The following is a 17977-nucleotide window of genomic DNA, read 5'->3' as shown; positions in this document are numbered from 1 at the left end:
TCACGATTCTGTGAGGCGCTTGAATGTGTCGATGCGCTCCTGGAGTTCAGGAGGAATCGGGCGCTGAAGGAGTTCATGGAGCTTCTTGACGTGAGCCACCATGAGGCCGGTGTTCTGCTCCAAGGGCTTTGGAAAACGCAGGAAGAATGGCCAGAGCGTCTCGATGGCCTCAATTGCTGCGATAACAGCCTCTCTCTGTCTGCCCAGGGAACTCAGAATGGAACCCAGGTTGTTGAGGTTCGCGGCAAGGAGGGGTTGGAATGCGTCCGAGTTGCGTGCCGCGAGGCCCCGGTAAAGTGACACGGCTTCTTCGGTCGCTATCAGTGCCTCCTGCCGCTGACCCAGGGCACTCAGCCTGTTGCCCAGGTTGCAGAGGCCGATGGCGAGGTCAGGCTGGAAGACGTCTGGTTGGCGTGCCGCGAGGTCCCGGTAGAGTGGAACTGCTTCCTCCGCGGCCGTCAGCGCCTCTTGTCTCCGGCCCAGGTCACTCAGCCTGTTGCCCAGATTGTTGAGGCCGCTGGCGAGGTCAGGCTGGAAGACGTCTGGTTGGCGTGCCGCGAGACCCCGGTAGATGAAAACCGCTTCCTCGGTGGCCACCAGCGCTTCCTGGTGCCAGCCCAGCGCACTCAGCATGCTGCCCAGATTGTTGAGGCTCATGGCGAGGTCGGGCTGGAATGCGTCCGGGCTGTGCGCCACGAGGGCTCGGCGAATGGATACAGCTTCCTCGGTGGCCGTCAGCGCTTCCTGACGCCGGCCCAGGTCACTCAGTACACTGCCCATGTTGTTGAGGCTGGTGGCGAGGTCGGGCTGGAATGCGTCCGGGCTGCGTGCCGCAAGGGTCCGATAGAGTGCCCCGGCTTCCTCGATGGCCGTCAGCGCTTCCAGCCTCCGGCCCAGCGCGCTCAGCATGCTGCCCAGGTTGTTGAGGCTGGTGGCGAGGCTGGGCTGGAAGACGTCCGGATTGCGTGCCGCGAGGCTCCGATAGAGTGAAACCGCTTCCTCAGTGGCCGTAAGCGCCTCCTGCCGCCGGCCCAGGTCTCTCTGCCTGTTGCCTAGGTTGTTGAGGCTCGAGGCTAGGTCTGGCTGGAAGGCGTTCGGGCTGCGTGCCGCGAGGCCTCGGCGGATGGATACGGCTTCCTCGGCGGCAGCCAGCGCTTCCTGCCGCCGACCCAACGCGCTGAGCATGCTGCCCAGGTTGTTGAGGCTCATGGCGAGGTCGGGCTGGAAGACGTCCGGTTGGCGTGCCACGAGGCCTCGGCGGATGGACACGGCTTCCTCGGTAGCTGTCAGCGCCTCCTGCCGCCGGCCCAGCGAGCTGAGCATGTTGCCCAGATTGTTGAGGCAGGAGGCGAGGCCAGGCTGGGAGGCGTCCGGATTGCGTGCCGCGAGGCTCCGGTAGAGCGACACGGCTTCCTTGGTGGTTGCCAGCGCCTCCTGCCGCTGGCCGAGCGCGCGCAGCCTGGTGCCCCAATTACCAAGAAGCCCTGCGCGCTCAGCGACTGCCTCGTCGTCATGCTGATTTGGAAGAACCTGCAGACGCATACGGGTCGTCCATTCGGCAACCCGGTCAAGCGAGACCGTGGGGAAAGGAATCCCCACTGCGTCAAGCCGGCGCGCGTGCTCGATGGTGCCCGCTGCTTCAAGCCTGTCAGCCAGAACATCACCCAGCACGGAGAAGGCGGTGCGCTGCCCAACAGCCAGCGCAGCCTCCAGTGAGAGCACCGCGCGCGCGTCGAGCAGCGAGCCCGCGAGGAGTCGTTCAATCCATGGCCGCGTCAACGCAGGCAATACTGCGGATACCCGCCCCAGCACCCTAAGGCCCGTGCCGACGACCTGCTCCCCCTCGTTCGCTGGAAAGACCCGGTCTATCCAGTCGGAAGGCACTCGCTCGTCAGAAGAGGGGTGGGCGGAAGCGACTCGCAGCACCATCGCTTCGCCGAGAAGGTCTGGTTCCAGAGGGGGCAAGAAGAGAGCAGGACTTCCAGCACTGCGCTGGTAGACCCAGTGGAGCAGTCGCAACAAGATTGCGTCATTCTCGGTCGCGGGACGTCGTAGGAGCCTACCGATCACGAGCTCCGCCCCCTCCTTCTCCGGGAATCCCCCTCGGAGCGTGGCAGCAGCGACCACCTGGCGGGCCAGTGAGCGCTGCACCGCGTGCCCAACGTGCGCCTGTCCAGCACGCACCTCCCAGAAGTGTTCCTCATGGTCGAGGATGACATCCATGAGCGTGTTCGGCTCGAACGCCAATCCTTCTACCGACGCGAGCGCGGCCATGTGTACGTAGAGCACGCGACTGAAGCACTCGTCGCCGAGGAGCGCATCCACGGGCCGCCGCACGTATGTCTTGCTCAGCTTCTCGGCGAACCTCTTCGCCGCTTCGTGGAACACCAGGACACGGTCGGCCAGAGAATTCGAGAGCGACGGCAGCTGGCGAACCGACATCGAGTCAAGCCATGCCGCCAGCATCGAGTCCCGTTCGCGTAGGGACTTCCACCAGTCGCCGTTGTTCCGTGCAAGCAGCAGTAGACGAATCGGGCGCCGCTCGGCGGCACCCTGCTGCTGCGCGTACTGGTGCAACCGCGAGAGCATCTCGTGCAGCCTGGGGTGGCTCTCCGCGTAATCGATCACCACCAGTAACGGCAGGCCAAGTGACCAGAGCCGTTCGAGCCAGTCCTGGGCGGCATCTCTGGAGACGCTCTCCGGCAGAAAGCCAGCGGCCCACCCCAGTTCCCTGCGCCGACGTATCCACTCAATCGCTACTCGTGTCTTACCCGCCCCACCCTCGGCATGAAGCAGTCGAACGGCGACAGAGGGGCCCTCGTCGCACCACTGGTCGAGTTCCGCGAGGAGGGGCTCTCGTCCATGAAACGGTACGACCTCGTGGTGCGCATTGAGGAGCGCCGAGGGAGGAGCGCTCTCCGGAGGCTCACCGATGCTTCCCGTGCTTAGAAGGTCATCAATCCCGGGGACCACCTCCGGGTCCAAGTGCTCGCGGAGAAACGCCATCAAGCATTCGGCTGACACCCGGGCCGCGTACTGCTTGAAGTGGTCATCACGCCCGGAGTTGGCGAAGTCCATCACGCTCTTCATCACCAACGCATCGAGCTTCCGGTGCGGCTGGGTATAGGCCATCGCTCCGACCGCGGCGGCCTCCATCTCCAGGCCCAGCGCCTTGCGCATGTACTCGGTGACTTCGCCCCAATAGGCCACGTCCTCAATGACCTGGCTGCCGCTGCCCATGGGATCGAGATGAACGCGGAAGGGGAACATCTCTCCCGTGGGAGAAAGGTCAGGGAGGCGCCCCTTGTGCCGGAACAGGAGCGCCTTGACCCGCTTGCGTCCCTCGTCGGTGAGCTCCCCGCTGTCGGACACGTCGCCGGACTTCACGAGTGCGTCGACGACCTTCTCCCAGTGCGGGCAGTACTGCTCGCACTCCGGAAGCGTCCATGGCTCCGAAACGCCTTCATGGAGCTTCAGCAGTGCCCAGTTCTCCTGCCACTCGTAGGGCACCGGGCGGTTCTTCCACCACGGCTCGTCCTTGAAGCGCGTCACGAAGTCGAAGTGCTTGAGGTCTTCCTTCCAGTCGTAGCGCAGGTTGTACGTCGTGAGGTCCTGCTGCACGCCCTCGGGGCGCCGCTTGCCCGTGTCGTGGAAGAACAGCCTGTCAGGCGCGATGACATCGCCCAGGTTCGTCTTCCCCGGGCGTCCCGCGCAGACGCCGCACATCGCCACGCACCTCGGCTGGTACTCCTCGACCAACGGCAGTAATGCGGAGGTCGCTTCCACCGCGCCCATGCCGCCCGCCAGCGCCAGCGCGAAACGCAGCGGGCGAGCCCCCTGCTTGCCGTGAAACGAGCGGAACGACACCCGGAGGCCGTTCGGGCGTCGCTCCTCCTCCCACTGACGCCCCTCGACTGCACCCGCGCTCACCTGCAGCGCCGCTTCGTACTCCAGCTGAATCGCCGTCAGGATGACCACATCGACGCGGCGCGAGCGTCCCCCATGCGTTGACATGCCCGGCAGTGTACGGACCTCCATGAAGCCCCGACAATCACGTCAGGACCCAGCGCGGCGTCCATCTCGCCGTGGACTGCCGTCTCCAGTTGGAAACACCCGAACGCCCGGTCTCCGCCGCACTTCACTCGTCACCCAACTCGCACACTTCGGCCCACCTCTTGCTCTGCCTCGTCGCTCCACAAGGACGGGAGCAGGGCGGGAGCGCGCATGGCGGAAGCAAGGTCGGAGGAAGTCGCGGACGAGCAGGTCGAGAGGCAGACAGTCACACGGCAGGCAGTTGACCTCCAGGGTAGGATGCCGCACGCTCACCCCATGAGGCCCAATTCGGGGAAGCGCGGAGACAAGTACCCTCGCGCTCCCTCCCAGGCTGAGTGGGACGCGATGACGCCCGAGGAGCAGGCTCGGGTGTACGCGGCCCTTCCAGGAGAGGTGACGGACGCGGAGATGTCTCCGCCGGAGGGAGACAGGCACTTCCTCCCCAAGGTGCGCGCTCTCGACACGCTCAAGGGGCACTTCGGCCGCGAGCGTCGCCGCGTCTACCTGGCCTGCGAGCTGCCCGTCTACTACCCCGACGAGCGCCGCTTCGCGCCAGACCTCCTGGTCGTGTTGGATGCAGAGCCACACGTGCGCGACAAGTGGGTTGTCAGCGCCGAGGGGAAGGGCCTCGACGTCGTGCTCGAGGTCCACGTCGGCGGCCCCCGCAAGAAGGACGCGGTGCGGAACGTGGCGCGCTATGCCCGTCTGGGCATCCCGGAGTACTTCATCTACGACGGCGGCCGGCAGACGCTGTGGGGCTACCGGCTGGCGGGTCCCAGGTCGCGGAAGTACGTCCCCATCAAGCCGGTGGAGGGACGACTGCCCTCGAAGCGGCTCGGGCTGGAACTCCAGGCGGAGGGGGACCGGCTGCGCTTCTACGAGAACAACGTCCAGCTTCCGGAGTCGGCGGAGCTCATCGACCAGCTGCACAAGCTGGCCGAGGGGCTCCAGCAGCGCGTGAAGAAGCGGGTGCGCAACCTGAAGAAGGAAGCCCGCCTCCGCGAAGAGGCGCAGCACCGACTGGCGGAAGAATCCCGGCGCCGCGAGGAGGAATCCCGACGCCGCGAAGTGGCGGAGCGGCAACTGAAGCAGCTCAAGGCCGAGGTGGCCCGGCTCAAGGCACGGGAATCCCGCCCCGCCCCCCGACGCTGACACCCCCGCCCGCGCTACGGCTCCTTGAAGATGAACAGCCCGCGCGAGGTATCCACGGCGTACACGTACCCATCCCCCGGCACGCGGATGCCGATGGCACCCTCGTACAGGCCCTCGGACCTGCTCGGGTCCGTATCGCGGAACGTATTGAAGTGGGCCACCAGCCGCGGCTGCGTGGGGTTGGACACGTCCAGCACGCGCACGCCCTCGTGATACCAGGCGATGTACAGCCGCTCGTCCTTGAGGAGGATGTTGTGGATGGATGCGACGTCGCGAAGCTTGAGCTCGCCAATCTTCACGATGTTCGCCGGGTCATCCACCTTCAGCACGCGCAGGTGGGCGCCCATCTGCTCTCCGCCCTCGAAGGCAATCGTCTGGCCCGCGATGGTGCCCACCGCGCTGTGGTGGGCGTAGCTGTTCTCGAACGTGTAGCCACCCAGGCGCTTGAAGCGGGTCGGGTCGCTGACGTCCACCACCTGGTACCCACCCTGCGTATGGCTGACATACAGCCGTCCTCCAAAGGCGAACGAGTCATGCGGATAGCCCGGAACCCCGAGCACCTGCCGGCCGAGCAGCCGGGGCTCCAGGGGCGAGGACACATCGAAGACGAGCGTCTCCGCGTTGGGCGACGGTGACATGGCATACAGCCGGTCCCCGTCCACCAGCACCGTGTGCACGTCGATGGCCGGACCGCCCGGAAGGCTGCGCAGGAAGACGGGCGCGCCGGGATTCGAGATGTCGAACATGACGACGCCCGTGTCCGCACTGGCGACGTAGAGCGCATCCCCCTTCGCCCACACCCCGTTCCAGTAGCTGTCCCCCGGCATGCTGATGGACGTCTTGAAGACGGGGTGGGCCCTGTCACTCACGTCGAACACGCTGAGCCCGCCGTCGGTACCGCGCCTGTTGATGGACACCACGTACGCGTGGTCCTTCGCCACGTAGAGGTCCACGGGGAACCCCTGCTCCACCCGTGACTCGGAGACGGGCTTGAGCCCTCCGCCGGACTCACGCTCCGCGCGCCCCCACGTCATCCGCTCCGCGCGGAAGGTGCCGGAGTAGAGGTGCCGGCCGGCGGAGCAGAAGGAGAAGCACCCCGTGAGCACTAGCGGCGTGGGCGCCTCGCAGCCCGCGAGCGTATAGCGCGTGGAGTCCTGCCCGGCCGTCCCCTGCTTGAGCCCCGTGACGACGAACGTCTGGCCATCCAGCCGCGGGTCGACGGCCGGGTACCCCTGCACACTCCAGGGAGCGCCGTCCGCGGTGAACCGGAGGCTCCCGCTCCCGCCGACGCCGATGCTGCTGAGCCCGTCTTCACTGGGGAACTCGTAGCGAAGCTTGGTCCGGTAGATGCCCACGCGGTCCAGCGCGCCGAGCGTGGAGCGCTTGCACGAGGACAGGTTGAAGGACTCCACGGAGGAGGTGCACGGGTCCGTGAAGTTGACGGAGCAGCTCGCGTAGGGGCCCGTGTCCAGCCAGTCCCCCCGCTCCTCCAGCGCCGTATACCGTCCGTCCCACGGCTTCGAAGCCTCGTCGTCCGAAGAACCACAGCCGGTCAGGGCCAGCACGCAGGCGGCCGCGGCCGCACCCATCCCACGCAGAGCTTTCGACACGGTACCCCCCCAATGAAGCGCGTCCCCCGGCCGTGGGCGCGCGAAAGTCCCACCGGTATACCCGCTTCACCCCGGGCGCCGCAAAGCGCCTCACGGCTCCTTGAAGATGAGCAGCCCGCGCGCCGTGTCCACCACGTAGACATACCCGTCCCCGGGGACGCGGATGCCGATGGCGCCCTCGAAGAGCCCATCTTCGCGGCGCGGGTCCGACTCCCGGTAGGTGTTGAAGTACGCCAGCTCGCGCGGCTTCGCCGGGTCCGCCACGTCCAGCACGCGCACGCCCTCGTGGTACCAGGCCACGTACAGGCGCGTGCCCTGCAGCACCATGTTGTGGATGGAGGTGAGGTCTCGGAGCTTGTACTCCCCCACCTTGACGATGTGCGCCGGGTCGGTGACGTCCAGCACGCGCAGGTGCGCACCCGTCTTCTCGCCTCCCTCGAACGCAATCGTGCGGCCGTTGAACGTGCCCACCGCGTTGGTGTGGCTGAAGGCATAGGGGTAGTTGTACCGGCCCAGCAGCGTCGTGTCCGGAGGTGCGCTCACATCCAGCACCGCGAAGCCGTCCGAGAGGTAGTTGACGTAGAGGCGGCCCTGGTACGCGAACATGTCGTGCGGATAGGACTTCCGCGCCGGGCCCAGGCTGGGGTCCCTCGGCTCCGAGGGCGGCTTGAAGCGGGTGAGGAGCCGCGGCTCCAGCGGCGAGGAGACATCGAACATCAGCAGGGCGTTGCTGAAGAGCGCCGTGGCGTAGAGCCGGTCTCCGTCCACGGACACCGTGTGCACTCCGTCCCTCGCGCTGCCCGGCACGTTGCGCACGAAGCGCGGCAAGGCGGGGATGGAGATGTCGAACACCAGCACGCCCCATTCATTGCTGGCGACGTAGAGCGCGTCGCCCTTCGCCCAGACGCCGTTCCAGTAGGAGTCGCCCGCAAAGTTGAAGGACTCTTTCCGCACGGGATGTCGCCGGTCGCTCACGTCGAAGACGGTGAGGCCTCCTTCCCGCGACTGCGCGTCAAGCGAAACGACATACGCATGGTCCTTCGCGACGAAGACATCGACGGGCTTACCGACCTTCACGAGGGACTCGGAGAGGAGCTGGAGTCCTCCGGAGGACTCGGCCTCGCCCGGGCGCCACGTCATGCGCTGGGCGCGGAAGGAGCCGATGTGGCGCAGCTGCCCGTTGATGCAGGAGCTGAAGCAGCCCGTGAACTCGCGCGGGCTGGAGGCCCTGCAGCCGGTAAAGGCATCCAGTTGAGTGGCGGTATGGCCCGCCATGTAGAAGCCCTGGCCGAGGTCTACCGGGAAGGCCGGAAGCCCGTTGACAGAGACCAGCGTCCCGGTGGCATCGAACCGGAAGCCTCCCGCCTCCTGGTAGTAATACGGCTCGGGTCCAGAGGCTCTCTGGAGGGTGCTCTCGATGCGGATCTCCGCGCGGTAGATGGCGCCCTGGGTCTCCAGCCCCGCGAGCGAGGCCAGGTCGCAGGCCGCCGGGTTGGGCGGTGTCGTCTCATTGCAGTAGACGATGGCGCGACCCGCTTCGGCCTCGGAGCACGGCGCGAAGGAGCCGCGGTACTGCCAATCCCCCTCCTCCGGCAGCGGCGTCCAGGGGCCGTCGTAGACGAAGGCCTCCGGCTCGGGCGGAGGCGGAGGGGGCGGCTCACTGCTGGAGCAGGCGGAGAGCGTGGCGGCGAAGGCGAATACCAGCAGCGCCCGTGAGGTCGAACGTTTCATGGATGTTCTCTCGAGGATGAAGGGCGCTGTTGGCTACAGCTCCTCCAGGATGAGCAGCCCGCGCGCCGTGTCTACCACGTAGACGTGCCCGTCCCCCGGCACATGCAGCCCGGTAGCGCCTTCCTCCATCGCGTCACCCCGGCCCGTGTCCGTCTCGCGGTACGTGTTGAACCAGGCCACCTCGCGCACACGGGTGGGGATGGACACGTCCAGCACGCGCAGCCCTTCCTGGTGATACGTCACGTACAGCCGGGTGTCCCGCAGCTCCAGGCTGCGAGGGGACACGACGTGGCGCAGGCCGTACTCGCCAATCTTCTTGATGGAGGACGGCTCGCTGACATCCAGCACGCGCAGCCGCGCGCCCAGGCCCAGGCCCAGCTCGAAGGCGATGGCGCGGTCGGCGAAGGTGCCCACCGCGCTCGCGGCGCTGCTTCCATACGGGTACGTATACTTCCCGAGCAGCGACACATGGTCCGGGTCCCGGATGTCCGCGACCTTGAAGCCCTCCTGCTGCTGATTCACGTAGAGGCGTCCCTCATGCGCGACGGACCCACGGCCCGAATAGAGCCGGGTCGACCCTCCGGCGGACACCATGTCCCTCGCGGCCAGCGTGACGTTCTCCACCAGGCTGGGCGCGTGGGGCGTGGAGACGTCGAACACCAGCGTCCCGCGCTCGGGCGCCTCCACCGTGGCGTAGAGCCGGTTGCCGCCCACGCTCACCCCGCTCACCTGGAAGCGTCCCTCCGGCACGGTGCGCACGAGGGTCGGCCGTGAGGGCTCGGTGATGTCCACCACCGCGATGCCCGCCTCCGCGGTGGCGACGTAGAGCGTGTTCCTCAGGAGCGCGGCGTTCTTCCAGTCCGTGTTCCCCTCGGGGCTCAGGTGCCCCACGGCCACGGGCGCGCGCGGGTCGCTCACGTCGAAGACGGTGAGGCCCCCGGGGCGGCCCGGCCGGCTCTCCGAGACGACGAAGGCATGGCCCTCCGTGACGAGCACGTCCACGGGCCTGCCCAGGTCGACGAAGGACTCGGCCAGGAGGCGCAGCCCGCCTCCGGACTCATCCTCGTCCTGGAAGCGGCTCATGCGCTCCGCGCGGAAGGTGGCGGATGCCTCCAGCCTGCCGTTCCTGCACAGGGAGTAGCAGCCGGTGAGCACGCGCTCGTTCACCGCGTTGCAGCCCGCGAAGGTGGAGAGGGCGTCCCCGTCACGGCTGGAGAAGAAGAGCGTCCGCGCGTTCCACACGCCGGCCGCGGGCGGTGCCCCCATGACGAGCTCCGGCGCTCCATTCACTCCCAGCTTGAAGCCGGCGGGCGCGGCCGGAAGGCGGGACTGCGAGGGGGAGCTCCCCGGCTCGTAGCGCAGCTCCGCCCGGAACACGCCCCGGCGCTCCAGGTCTTCCAGCGAGCGGCGCTTGCACGCCGACAGGTCGAAGGACTCCAGCGAGCCGCACGGCGCGGCCCCGTCCTCCAGCACCCGGCAGGGGGAGAGGGCGCCGGAGTCCACCCAGTCGCCCCGCTCCTCCAGCGCTACGTAGCTTCCATCCCAGGGCTGCTCGACGGAGGGGCTGCATCCGAGCACGGACGCGGCGCACGCAAGCAGGACCGTCCACGCGGCGCGAGCAGGCAGCATCGACACCTCCTCCGGGTAGCGCCCGCGCCGGCCCACGGGCCACCAGGACTCCCAGTGTAGAGAGGACGGTGTGCCGCCGGGAAGCCCGGCTGTCTACGGCTCATCGAAGAGGAGCAGTCCGCGCGACGTATCCACCACGTAGATATGTCCATCACCGGGCACGCGCATGCCAATGGCCCCCTCGAACATGCCGTCCGCGCGTCTCGGGTCCGCCTCGCGGAAGGTGTTGAAGTACGCCACCTCGCGGGGCTGCGTGGGGTCCGCCACGTCGAGCACGCGCACGCCCTCGTGGTAGTACGCGACGTACAGGCGCGTGCCCCGCAGCACCAGGTTGTGAATCGACGTGAGGCCGCGCAGCTTGTACTCGCCCACCTTCGCGATGCCGGCGGGATTCGTGACGTCCAGCACGCGCAGGTGCGCGCCGAGTGTCTCGCCACCCTCGAACGCGACGGTGCGGCCGTTGAATGTCCCCACCGCGTTGGCGTGGCTGTACGAGTACCCGTAGGTGTACTTGCCCAGCAGCGTCGGTGCCGTGCCCGTCACGTCCACGGCGAGGAAGCCGTCCTCGGTGTGGTTGATGTAGAGCCGGCCGTCGTACGCGAAGGCGTCATGCGGGTAGCCCGTCCCTCTGGGGTAGGCGTAGCGCATGACCAGCTGGGGCTCGAGCGGGTTGGCGAGGTCGAAGACGAGCGTCTCGCGAATCGAGGGTGCCATGGCGTAGAGGCGGCTTCCGTCCACGAACACGGTGTGCACGTTGAGCGTGCTGTTGAAGCCGGGAACCCTGGCTCTGCGCACGAAGGCGGGATGGGCCGGGTCGGTGATGTCATAGACGAGCACGCCCGCCACGCCGCTGGCGATGTAGAGCGCGTCGTCCTTCGCCCACACGCCATTCCAGTAATTGTCATTGGGCTGGTCCAGGGACACGCGCTGCACGGGATTGCGCGCGTCACTCACGTCGAAGACGGTGAGGCCGCCGGGCCGCCCCCGGCTGGGAACGGAGACGACGTAGGCATGGCCCTTGGTGACGTACACGTCCACGGGGAGGCCGCGGTCCACGCGGGACTCGGAGACGCGCTGGAGGCCGGAGGACTCTGACTCGCCCTCGCGCCACGTCATGCGCTCGGCGCGGAAGGTGGCGCCGTAGCGCAGCTGGCCGTTGCGGCACCACGCCAGGCAACCGGTGAGTGTGCGCGGCCCCGTCGCCTTGCAGCCTGCGAAGGTGAATCGGTCCGTGGCATTGCCGGCGGCCACCTGCAGGGACGAGACGATGAACGTCCCGGTGTCCACGCGGGACATCAGGGAGCTCGCCTGCCCCATGACGCTCAGGGGCTGCCCGGCTGCGTCGAGCTGGAAGCCGCCGTTGCCCGGGGCGGCACTCACGCCGCCCGTGCTCTTGGGGACCTCGTAGCGAATCTCCGCGCGGTAGATGGCGCCCTCGCGCTCCAGCCCCGCGAGCGAGGCGCTGTCACAGCGCGACAGGTCGAAGGCGGACTGGGTGCCACACTCGGCGGAGGTGCTGGAGCGCACGGAGCAATCGGCGAAGGGGCCGGGGTCCACCCACTCGCCGCTCTCCTGCAGCGGCGTCCAGGGGCCGTCGTAGGGGAGGGCGTCCGGGTCGGGTTGCGGCTGCGGTGTGGCCTCCGGCTCCGTCGAGCAGGCGGACAGCGACGCGACACAGGCGAGCGCGAGCAGCAGTCGCACGGCACGAACAGGCATGGGACAGGTCCTCTTCTCTTCTGCCCACCACCGGCCGGCGGGCGCATGGCGCAGGAGCTTAGGAGCCCTCGGGTGTGCCGGGAAGCGACGCACCGCCCGAGGTGGAAGCGGGCGGACAGGTGCCCGCTTCCACCGCGCGGCTACGGCTCGTTGAAGATGAGCAGGCCGCGCGAGGAGTCCACGAGGTACACGGCCCCGTCACCGGGCACGCGGATGCCGTAGGCGCCCTGGAGGAGGTTGTCCGTCCGTCCGGGGTCGGTTCCCCGGAAGGTGTTGTAGTGGGCGACCTGCCTCGGCTTCGTGGGGTTGGACACGTCCAGCACGCGCAGCCCCTCCAGGTACCAGGCGACGTACAGCCGCGTGCCCCGGAGGAGGAAGTTGTGGATGGAGGTGACGGGCCGGAGGCGGAACTCGCCCATCTTCACGATGTGCGCGGGGTCGGTGACGTCGAGCACCCGCAGGTGGGCGCCGTTCGTCTCGCCGCCTTCGAAGGCAATCGTGCGGCCGGCGAAGGTGCCCACCTCGCTGTGGTGCGCGTAGGCGCCGCCGCCGTGGACGAACTGGCCCAGGTGCCGCACGTTCTCCAGGTCGGTGACGTCCATGACGGACAGGCCGCCAAACCCGTTGCTGACGTAGAGGCGGCCCTCGTACGCGAAGGCGTCATGGGGGCCTCCGGACGAGAGCTCCACGGGTAGGGCGATGCTCTGGAGCAGCACGGGGCTCAGCGGAGTCGTGACGTCGAACACCAGCGTCGAGCTGTCCAGCGACATGGCATAGAGCCGGTTTCCGTCCACGAGCACGGTGTGCACGCCCTCGGGGCCCGCGGCGAAGCTGCGCACGAACTCCGGCTTCCCCGGGTCCGTGATGTCATAGACGAGCAGGCCCGAGTTCAGGCTCGCGATGTAGAGGGCATCCTCCTTCGCCCAGACACCGTTCCAGTAGCTGTCTCCGGGCAGGCTGATGGACGCCTTGAAGATGGGGTGTCGCGGGTCGCTCACGTCGAAGACGGTGAGCCCACCGTCGACGCCGGCCTCGTTGAATGAGACGACATACGCGTGGCGCTTCGCGACGTAGACGTCCGCGGGCAGGCCCAGCGCGACGAAGGACTCGGAGAGGAGCTCGAGTCCGCCGGAGGACTCGGTCTCGCCCGGATGGGCCGCCAGGTTGTGGGCCTCGAAGGTGCCTGTCCCCGAATACGTCCCGTCGACGCAGCGGGTGAAGCAGCCGGTGATGATTCCGGGCGATGGCACCTGGCAGCCCGCGAGCGCCGTCACGATGCCGCTGAAGGGATTCTCTCCGACGACGAAGAACGTCCCGCCATCCGTCTGCCGCCGGGTGAGCGGCGCGCTGGACATCGTGTCGGGGCCTCCATCGGAGCGGAGCTGGAAGCGGGTGAAGGCGGGGCTGATACGGGTGCCGCCGTCAGCCAGGCGCCGCTCCGTGCGCAGGTCGGTCATGTAGATGCCGTGCGGCTCGACGGTGGCGAGCGCATCCGGTGAGCACCGCGACAAGTCATAGCGGGACAGGTCATCGCAGGCGACGGTGCCCGGGGCGCCCACGGCGTCGAAGGCACACGGCGCATACGGGCCGCGGTCCACCCAGTTCCCCGTCTCCGGGAGCACGGTGTAGCCGCCATCCCAGGGCTCCGGGCCCGCGTCGGGAGTGCCGGAGTCCTCCGGACCCGCGTCCCCGGAGCCCGCGTCCTCCGCGGTGCCGGAGTCGGACGTCCCCGCGTCCTTCACGGGGTCCGGGTCGGGTGGGTCATCGGTACAGCCCGAGAGCGCGAACAGGTACAGGGCGCCGGTGCACAGCAGCGCCCACGGCGAGCGTGGAAAAGACGTCATGGATGTGGCCTCGCGAAAGAGGCGTCCCGTCCGAGTCGCGGGTCGCCAGAGCGGATACGTCTTCGCGGGCCCGGCATAGCTGCGTGCCGGTTGGAATATTTGCGCCGTGAGCAGGAACTCCGCCGCGAGCGTGGCCGACGGCGCTTCCGGCCCGGGTTGGTCCTGTCATTGCAACGTGGGCGCCGGGCGTGGGTTGGGGGTCGTCATCACGGCCGGAAGATGCGATGGAGCAGGGCATGCTCTCTCGCGCCTGGCCCATCACGCGCCTGGAAATCGCCGGCTACCGCTCGGTGCGGCGGCTGTCATTGGAGCTGGGGCCGGTGAATGTGATTGTCGGACCCAACGGCAGCGGGAAGACGAACCTGTACCGCGCGCTGTACCTCCTGGTGGCGGCGGCGGAGGGGCGGCTGGCGCGCACGCTGGCGGAGGAGGGCGGCACGCCGAGCGTGCTGTGGGCGGGCCCGCGCGAGGGGAAGAAGCCCGTGCGGATGACGGTGGGCGTGGAGCTGGGGGACGTGGCGTACGAGCTGAGCTGCGGCATCGTCCCGCCAGTGCCGGGGGAAGCGGGGCACTTCGCGCTGGACCCGGAGGTGAAGGAGGAGCACCTGTGGGCCTTCTCGGGAGGGCGCAAGGTGGTGCTGATGGAGCGCAAGGACCGCACGGCCTTCCTGCGGGACGCGGAGGGGACGCGGGTGACGTTCCCCACGCAGCTCTGGAGCGCGGAGTCGGTGATGGACCAGCTCGCCGAGCCGCATCGCTTCCCACGCCTGGCGGAGGTGCAGCGCACGCTGCGAGCGTGGCGCTTCTACCACCAGTTCCGCACGGACCCGGATGCGCCCATGCGGCACCCGCAGGTGGGCGTGCGCACGCCGGTGCTGTCGCATGACGGCAGGGACCTGGCCGCGGCGCTGATGACCATCCTGGAGATTGGCGACTCCCGCGCGCTGGAGCAGGGGCTGGAGGATGCGTTTCCGGGCTCGCGGCTGGAGGTGCGCTCGCCGGAGGGACGCTTCAGCCTGTACCTGCACATGCCGGGGCTGATGCGGCCAATGGGCGCGGCGGAGCTGTCGGACGGGACGTTGCGCTACCTGTGCCTGCTGGCGGCGCTGTTGAGCCCGCGGCCGCCGCCCTTCCTGGCGCTGAACGAGCCGGAGACGAGCCTGCACCCGGACCTGCTGGAGCCGCTGGGCCGGCTCATCACGCGCGCGGCGAAGCACAGCCAGATATGGGTGACGACGCACGCGGAGCCGCTGGCGAGGGTGGTGGCGGAGCGCTCACATTGCGCGCCGGTGCACCTGGTGAAGCCCGGAGGCGCCACGGAGGTGGTGGAGCAGTCGACGGGTGAGGAGGACTGAGGTGGGCGGCGCATGACTCCCGGCATCTATCGGGTCCACAAGCCGGTGGGCCCCACGAGCTTCTCGGTGGTGCAGTCGTTCCTGGAGGAGACGCGGGCGAAGCCGGGCAAGCGTGTGCCGGTGTGTCATGGCGGCACGCTGGACCCGTTCGCGGAAGGGCTGTTGCTCGTGCTGGTGGGCGGGGCCACGCGGCTGTTCGAGCTGCTCCACGCCGTGCCCAAGACGTACGAGGCCGACGTGGTGTGGGGCACGGAAACGGACACTGGAGATCTGCACGGCAAGCCGGTGATGCACGGAGACACGTCCGCGCTCACCCCCGAGTCACTGGACGCGGTGCTCGAGCGCTTCGTGGGCTGGCAGGAGCAGGTGCCCCCGGCGACCAGTGCGAAGAAGGTGGGAGGAGAGCCGGCGTACCGGAAGGCCCACCGGGGCGAGGTGGTGGAGTTGCCCCCGTCCCGCGTGTACCTGCACCAGGCGCGGTGGCTGTCCCACGCGCTGCCGCATTCGAGCCGGCTGCTGCTGACCTGCCGCGGCGGCTACTACGTGCGCTCGCTCGCAAGGGATGTGGGCCGGGTGCTCGGCTGCGGCGCGCACCTGTCGGCCCTGAAGCGCACCGCGATAGGCCCGTGGGAGGACCCGCCGCCGGGGCAGCGAGTCGGACTGCACGGACGCGAGCTGCTCCCCTGGGGCCGCGCACGCCTGCTGACGGACCTGGAGGTCGGCGAACTGCGCCGCGAGCGAGGCATCCCCCTGGGAGCCACCCAGCCTCCGGACTGGAGACCGCCGCCGGGCTTCCCCGACCCGGAGGCCCCGGTGCGAGGCTTCCATCAAGGCCGGCTCACGTTCCTCCTCCGCGAGCGGGGCGGCGCGCTGTGGAGTGAGAGCGAGCTTCGCGGAGGGCTGTGAATGGTGACTGCCGTCACCACCCCCCGACTCCGGGGTGATGACAGGTGTCATCGGTGGTGACTGTTGTCACCACCCCCCTGGGGCCCTCCGGAAGCACCCATATGCGTCCAACCCCTTGAAAAGACGAGGGAGTGAAGGTGAGGCCACGGGGGCAGGTGTGTGGCACGCTGCGCGCAATGGGGATGGTCACCACGCTCCAACACGGAGATCCAAATGACCACCCGAATCCCCACGAACCTCGTCGCCCCGGCCGTCCGCGGCCCCGTCGCCCGCACCACCCCGACGCTCACGAAGCCGACCACCGTGCCGGTGAGGACGGCCCAGCCGGAGCCCCGCCAGAGCATCGTCGCCGGCGGCTGCTTCCCGTCGGACCACGGCCACTTCCCGCACCACCCGTCGCCGTTCCCGCGGCCGTCGCCGTTCCCGCGGCCGTCGCCGTTCCCCTTCCCGCCGCCCTCGCCGTTCCCCGGTGGCCACTGCGGCACGCCGGTGCCGACGAAGCCGGGCGGCTGCTGGCAGCCGCTGGACCTGAGCGCGCTGGTGGAGCTGAACAAGCTGGACCAGTCGAAGGGCCCCGTCAGCGCCGAGGAGATGGCGGACGCCATCAAGAACGGCACGGCGGACCTGGACGGCCAGGCGGCCTCGGGTGAGTACCGCGCCTTCTCCGAGTGGGCGCAGAAGAACGCCGGCCGGATGACGCCCGAGGCGAAGCAGGTGATGGACATCTACTCCAAGTACGCGGCGCAGTCGCAGGCGCGCGGCGAGACGGGCATCTCCCAGGCGGACAGCCAGAAGATGCTCGCGGAGATGGCCAAGGTCGGTGACCAGGGCGCGAAGCGCACGCTTGCGAAGCTGGACAAGCTGCCGGCGCCCATCTCCGGCCGCGACATGGCCCGCGCCATCGAGAGTGGCGTGAAGGACAAGGACGGCAACACCAAGGCCGAGCTCAACGCCTTCCGCGACTGGGCGAAGAACAACAGCGCGAAGCTGTCTCCCGAGGCGAAGGACGTGCTCAAGTCCTTCGAGAAGCACGCGACGAAGTCGCTGGCGACCGGCAGCAAGGACCTCTCCAGCGCCGACTGGGCCGCGATGAAGAAGGAGTTCCGCGAGGTGAGCGGTGACGCCAGCGCGCGCAAGGCCCTGGCGAAGCTGGACAAGGAGCACGGCTCCATCTCCGGCGAGGACATGCTGGACGCCATCAAGGAGGGCGTGTCCGACACGGACGGCCACTCCACCACGTCCGAGCTGCGCGAGTTCCAGAACTGGGCCCGCGAGAACAAGGACCGCCTCACGCCCGAGGCGAAGAAGGTGCTGGCCACCTACGAGAAGTACGCGAAGAGCGCGGGCGCGGCCGGCCTGTCGCAGGGCCAGTTCGACAAGATGGTGAAGGACGCGGGCCAGTTCAAGACGTTCCGCGACGACTCCATGCGCAACGCCCTGGAGAAGCTGGACGTGAAGAACGGCCGCATCTCCGCGAAGGACCTGACGGCGGCCATCAAGTCCGGCGTGGCCGACCACGACGGCCAGGCGGCGGGTGTGGAGTTCGCGGACCTGCAGAAGTGGGTGCGCGACAACTACAGCCGGCTCGGGCCGGACGCGCGCAAGGTGCTCGACATCTACGAGAAGTACGCCACCAAGGCGATGGCCTCGGGCAGCACGGGCATCGCGAACTCGGACTTCCAGCGGATGCTGCGCGAGATGAACAGCGTGGGTGCGCCGCTGCACCGTCCCACGCACATCACGGCCTGAGTTTCCTGGTGGACTCACGTCGCGGGAACCCGGCGGGGGCCGGGATGCGGGGGGCCGCAAGTCCCGCGGCGTGAGCGAGCCAGGAGTTCTTTGTTGGGGGGGATTTCGAAGGGTGCCCGGGTTGCCGGGGGGCGGTCCGGGACACCCTGTTGCTTCAGTCTCACGAAATGCGAGGGCCTCGAACCGTTGGGGGACGGTTCGAGGCCCTGTCTTTTTCAGCGCCTGTCCGCGG

General features: G+C 68.6%; 10 protein-coding genes. 4 read left to right on the top strand and 6 right to left on the bottom strand.

Features of this window, described 5'->3' with window-relative positions; translation table 11 throughout:
• Positions 1-4038 carry a tetratricopeptide repeat protein gene (locus tag ACX9TP_RS48050; RefSeq protein WP_482977464.1) on the bottom strand — a complete coding sequence of 1346 codons (4038 nt, stop codon included), beginning with the start codon at positions 4036-4038 and terminating at the stop codon, positions 1-3.
• A 360-nt stretch (positions 4039-4398) separates the two neighbouring features.
• On the opposite strand from ACX9TP_RS48050, the gene ACX9TP_RS48045 reads away from it, so the two are divergent.
• Positions 4399-5205, top strand: a complete 807-nt coding sequence (locus ACX9TP_RS48045) for a Uma2 family endonuclease (RefSeq protein ID WP_482977463.1) — start codon at positions 4399-4401, stop codon at positions 5203-5205.
• Between the two features lie 14 nt (positions 5206-5219).
• On the opposite strand, the gene ACX9TP_RS48040 is transcribed toward ACX9TP_RS48045, so the two are convergent.
• From ACX9TP_RS48040 to ACX9TP_RS48020, 5 genes are all read right to left on the bottom strand, one after another.
• Complete coding sequence (locus ACX9TP_RS48040; RefSeq protein ID WP_482977462.1) at positions 5220-6815, bottom strand: LVIVD repeat-containing protein; 1596 nt, start codon at positions 6813-6815, stop codon at positions 5220-5222.
• Between the two features lie 90 nt (positions 6816-6905).
• On the bottom strand, positions 6906-8546 hold the full coding sequence (locus ACX9TP_RS48035) for an LVIVD repeat-containing protein (protein ID WP_482977461.1): 1641 nt from the start codon (positions 8544-8546) through the stop codon (positions 6906-6908).
• A 33-nt stretch (positions 8547-8579) separates the two neighbouring features.
• Positions 8580-10175 carry an LVIVD repeat-containing protein gene (locus ACX9TP_RS48030; RefSeq protein WP_482977460.1) on the bottom strand — a complete coding sequence of 532 codons (1596 nt, stop codon included), beginning with the start codon at positions 10173-10175 and terminating at the stop codon, positions 8580-8582.
• Between the two features lie 93 nt (positions 10176-10268).
• Entirely contained in the window at positions 10269-11891 is a 1623-nt protein-coding gene (locus tag ACX9TP_RS48025; protein ID WP_482977459.1) for an LVIVD repeat-containing protein, read from the bottom strand.
• A gap of 140 nt (positions 11892-12031) precedes the next feature.
• Positions 12032-13735: an LVIVD repeat-containing protein gene (locus tag ACX9TP_RS48020; RefSeq protein ID WP_482977458.1), complete on the bottom strand. Its 1704-nt coding sequence runs from the start codon at positions 13733-13735 to the stop codon at positions 12032-12034.
• A 236-nt stretch (positions 13736-13971) separates the two neighbouring features.
• Here ACX9TP_RS48020 and ACX9TP_RS48015 point away from each other — a divergent pair, with 236 nt between their 5' ends.
• From ACX9TP_RS48015 to ACX9TP_RS48005, 3 genes are all read left to right on the top strand, one after another.
• Entirely contained in the window at positions 13972-15090 is a 1119-nt protein-coding gene (locus tag ACX9TP_RS48015) for an AAA family ATPase (protein WP_482977457.1), read from the top strand.
• A 12-nt stretch (positions 15091-15102) separates the two neighbouring features.
• Positions 15103-15996 carry a tRNA pseudouridine(55) synthase TruB gene (gene truB, locus ACX9TP_RS48010; protein ID WP_482977456.1) on the top strand — a complete coding sequence of 298 codons (894 nt, stop codon included), beginning with the start codon at positions 15103-15105 and terminating at the stop codon, positions 15994-15996.
• Between the two features lie 213 nt (positions 15997-16209).
• Positions 16210-17745 (top strand): hypothetical protein, encoded by a 1536-nt coding sequence (locus ACX9TP_RS48005; protein WP_482977455.1) that lies wholly within the window; start codon positions 16210-16212, stop codon positions 17743-17745.
• Positions 17746-17977 lie beyond the last annotated feature (232 nt).

Source organism: Pyxidicoccus sp. M15, assembly GCF_056858435.1.
Note: the sequence above shows the minus strand (reverse complement) of the source record. Positions and strands in the feature narration are given on the sequence as shown.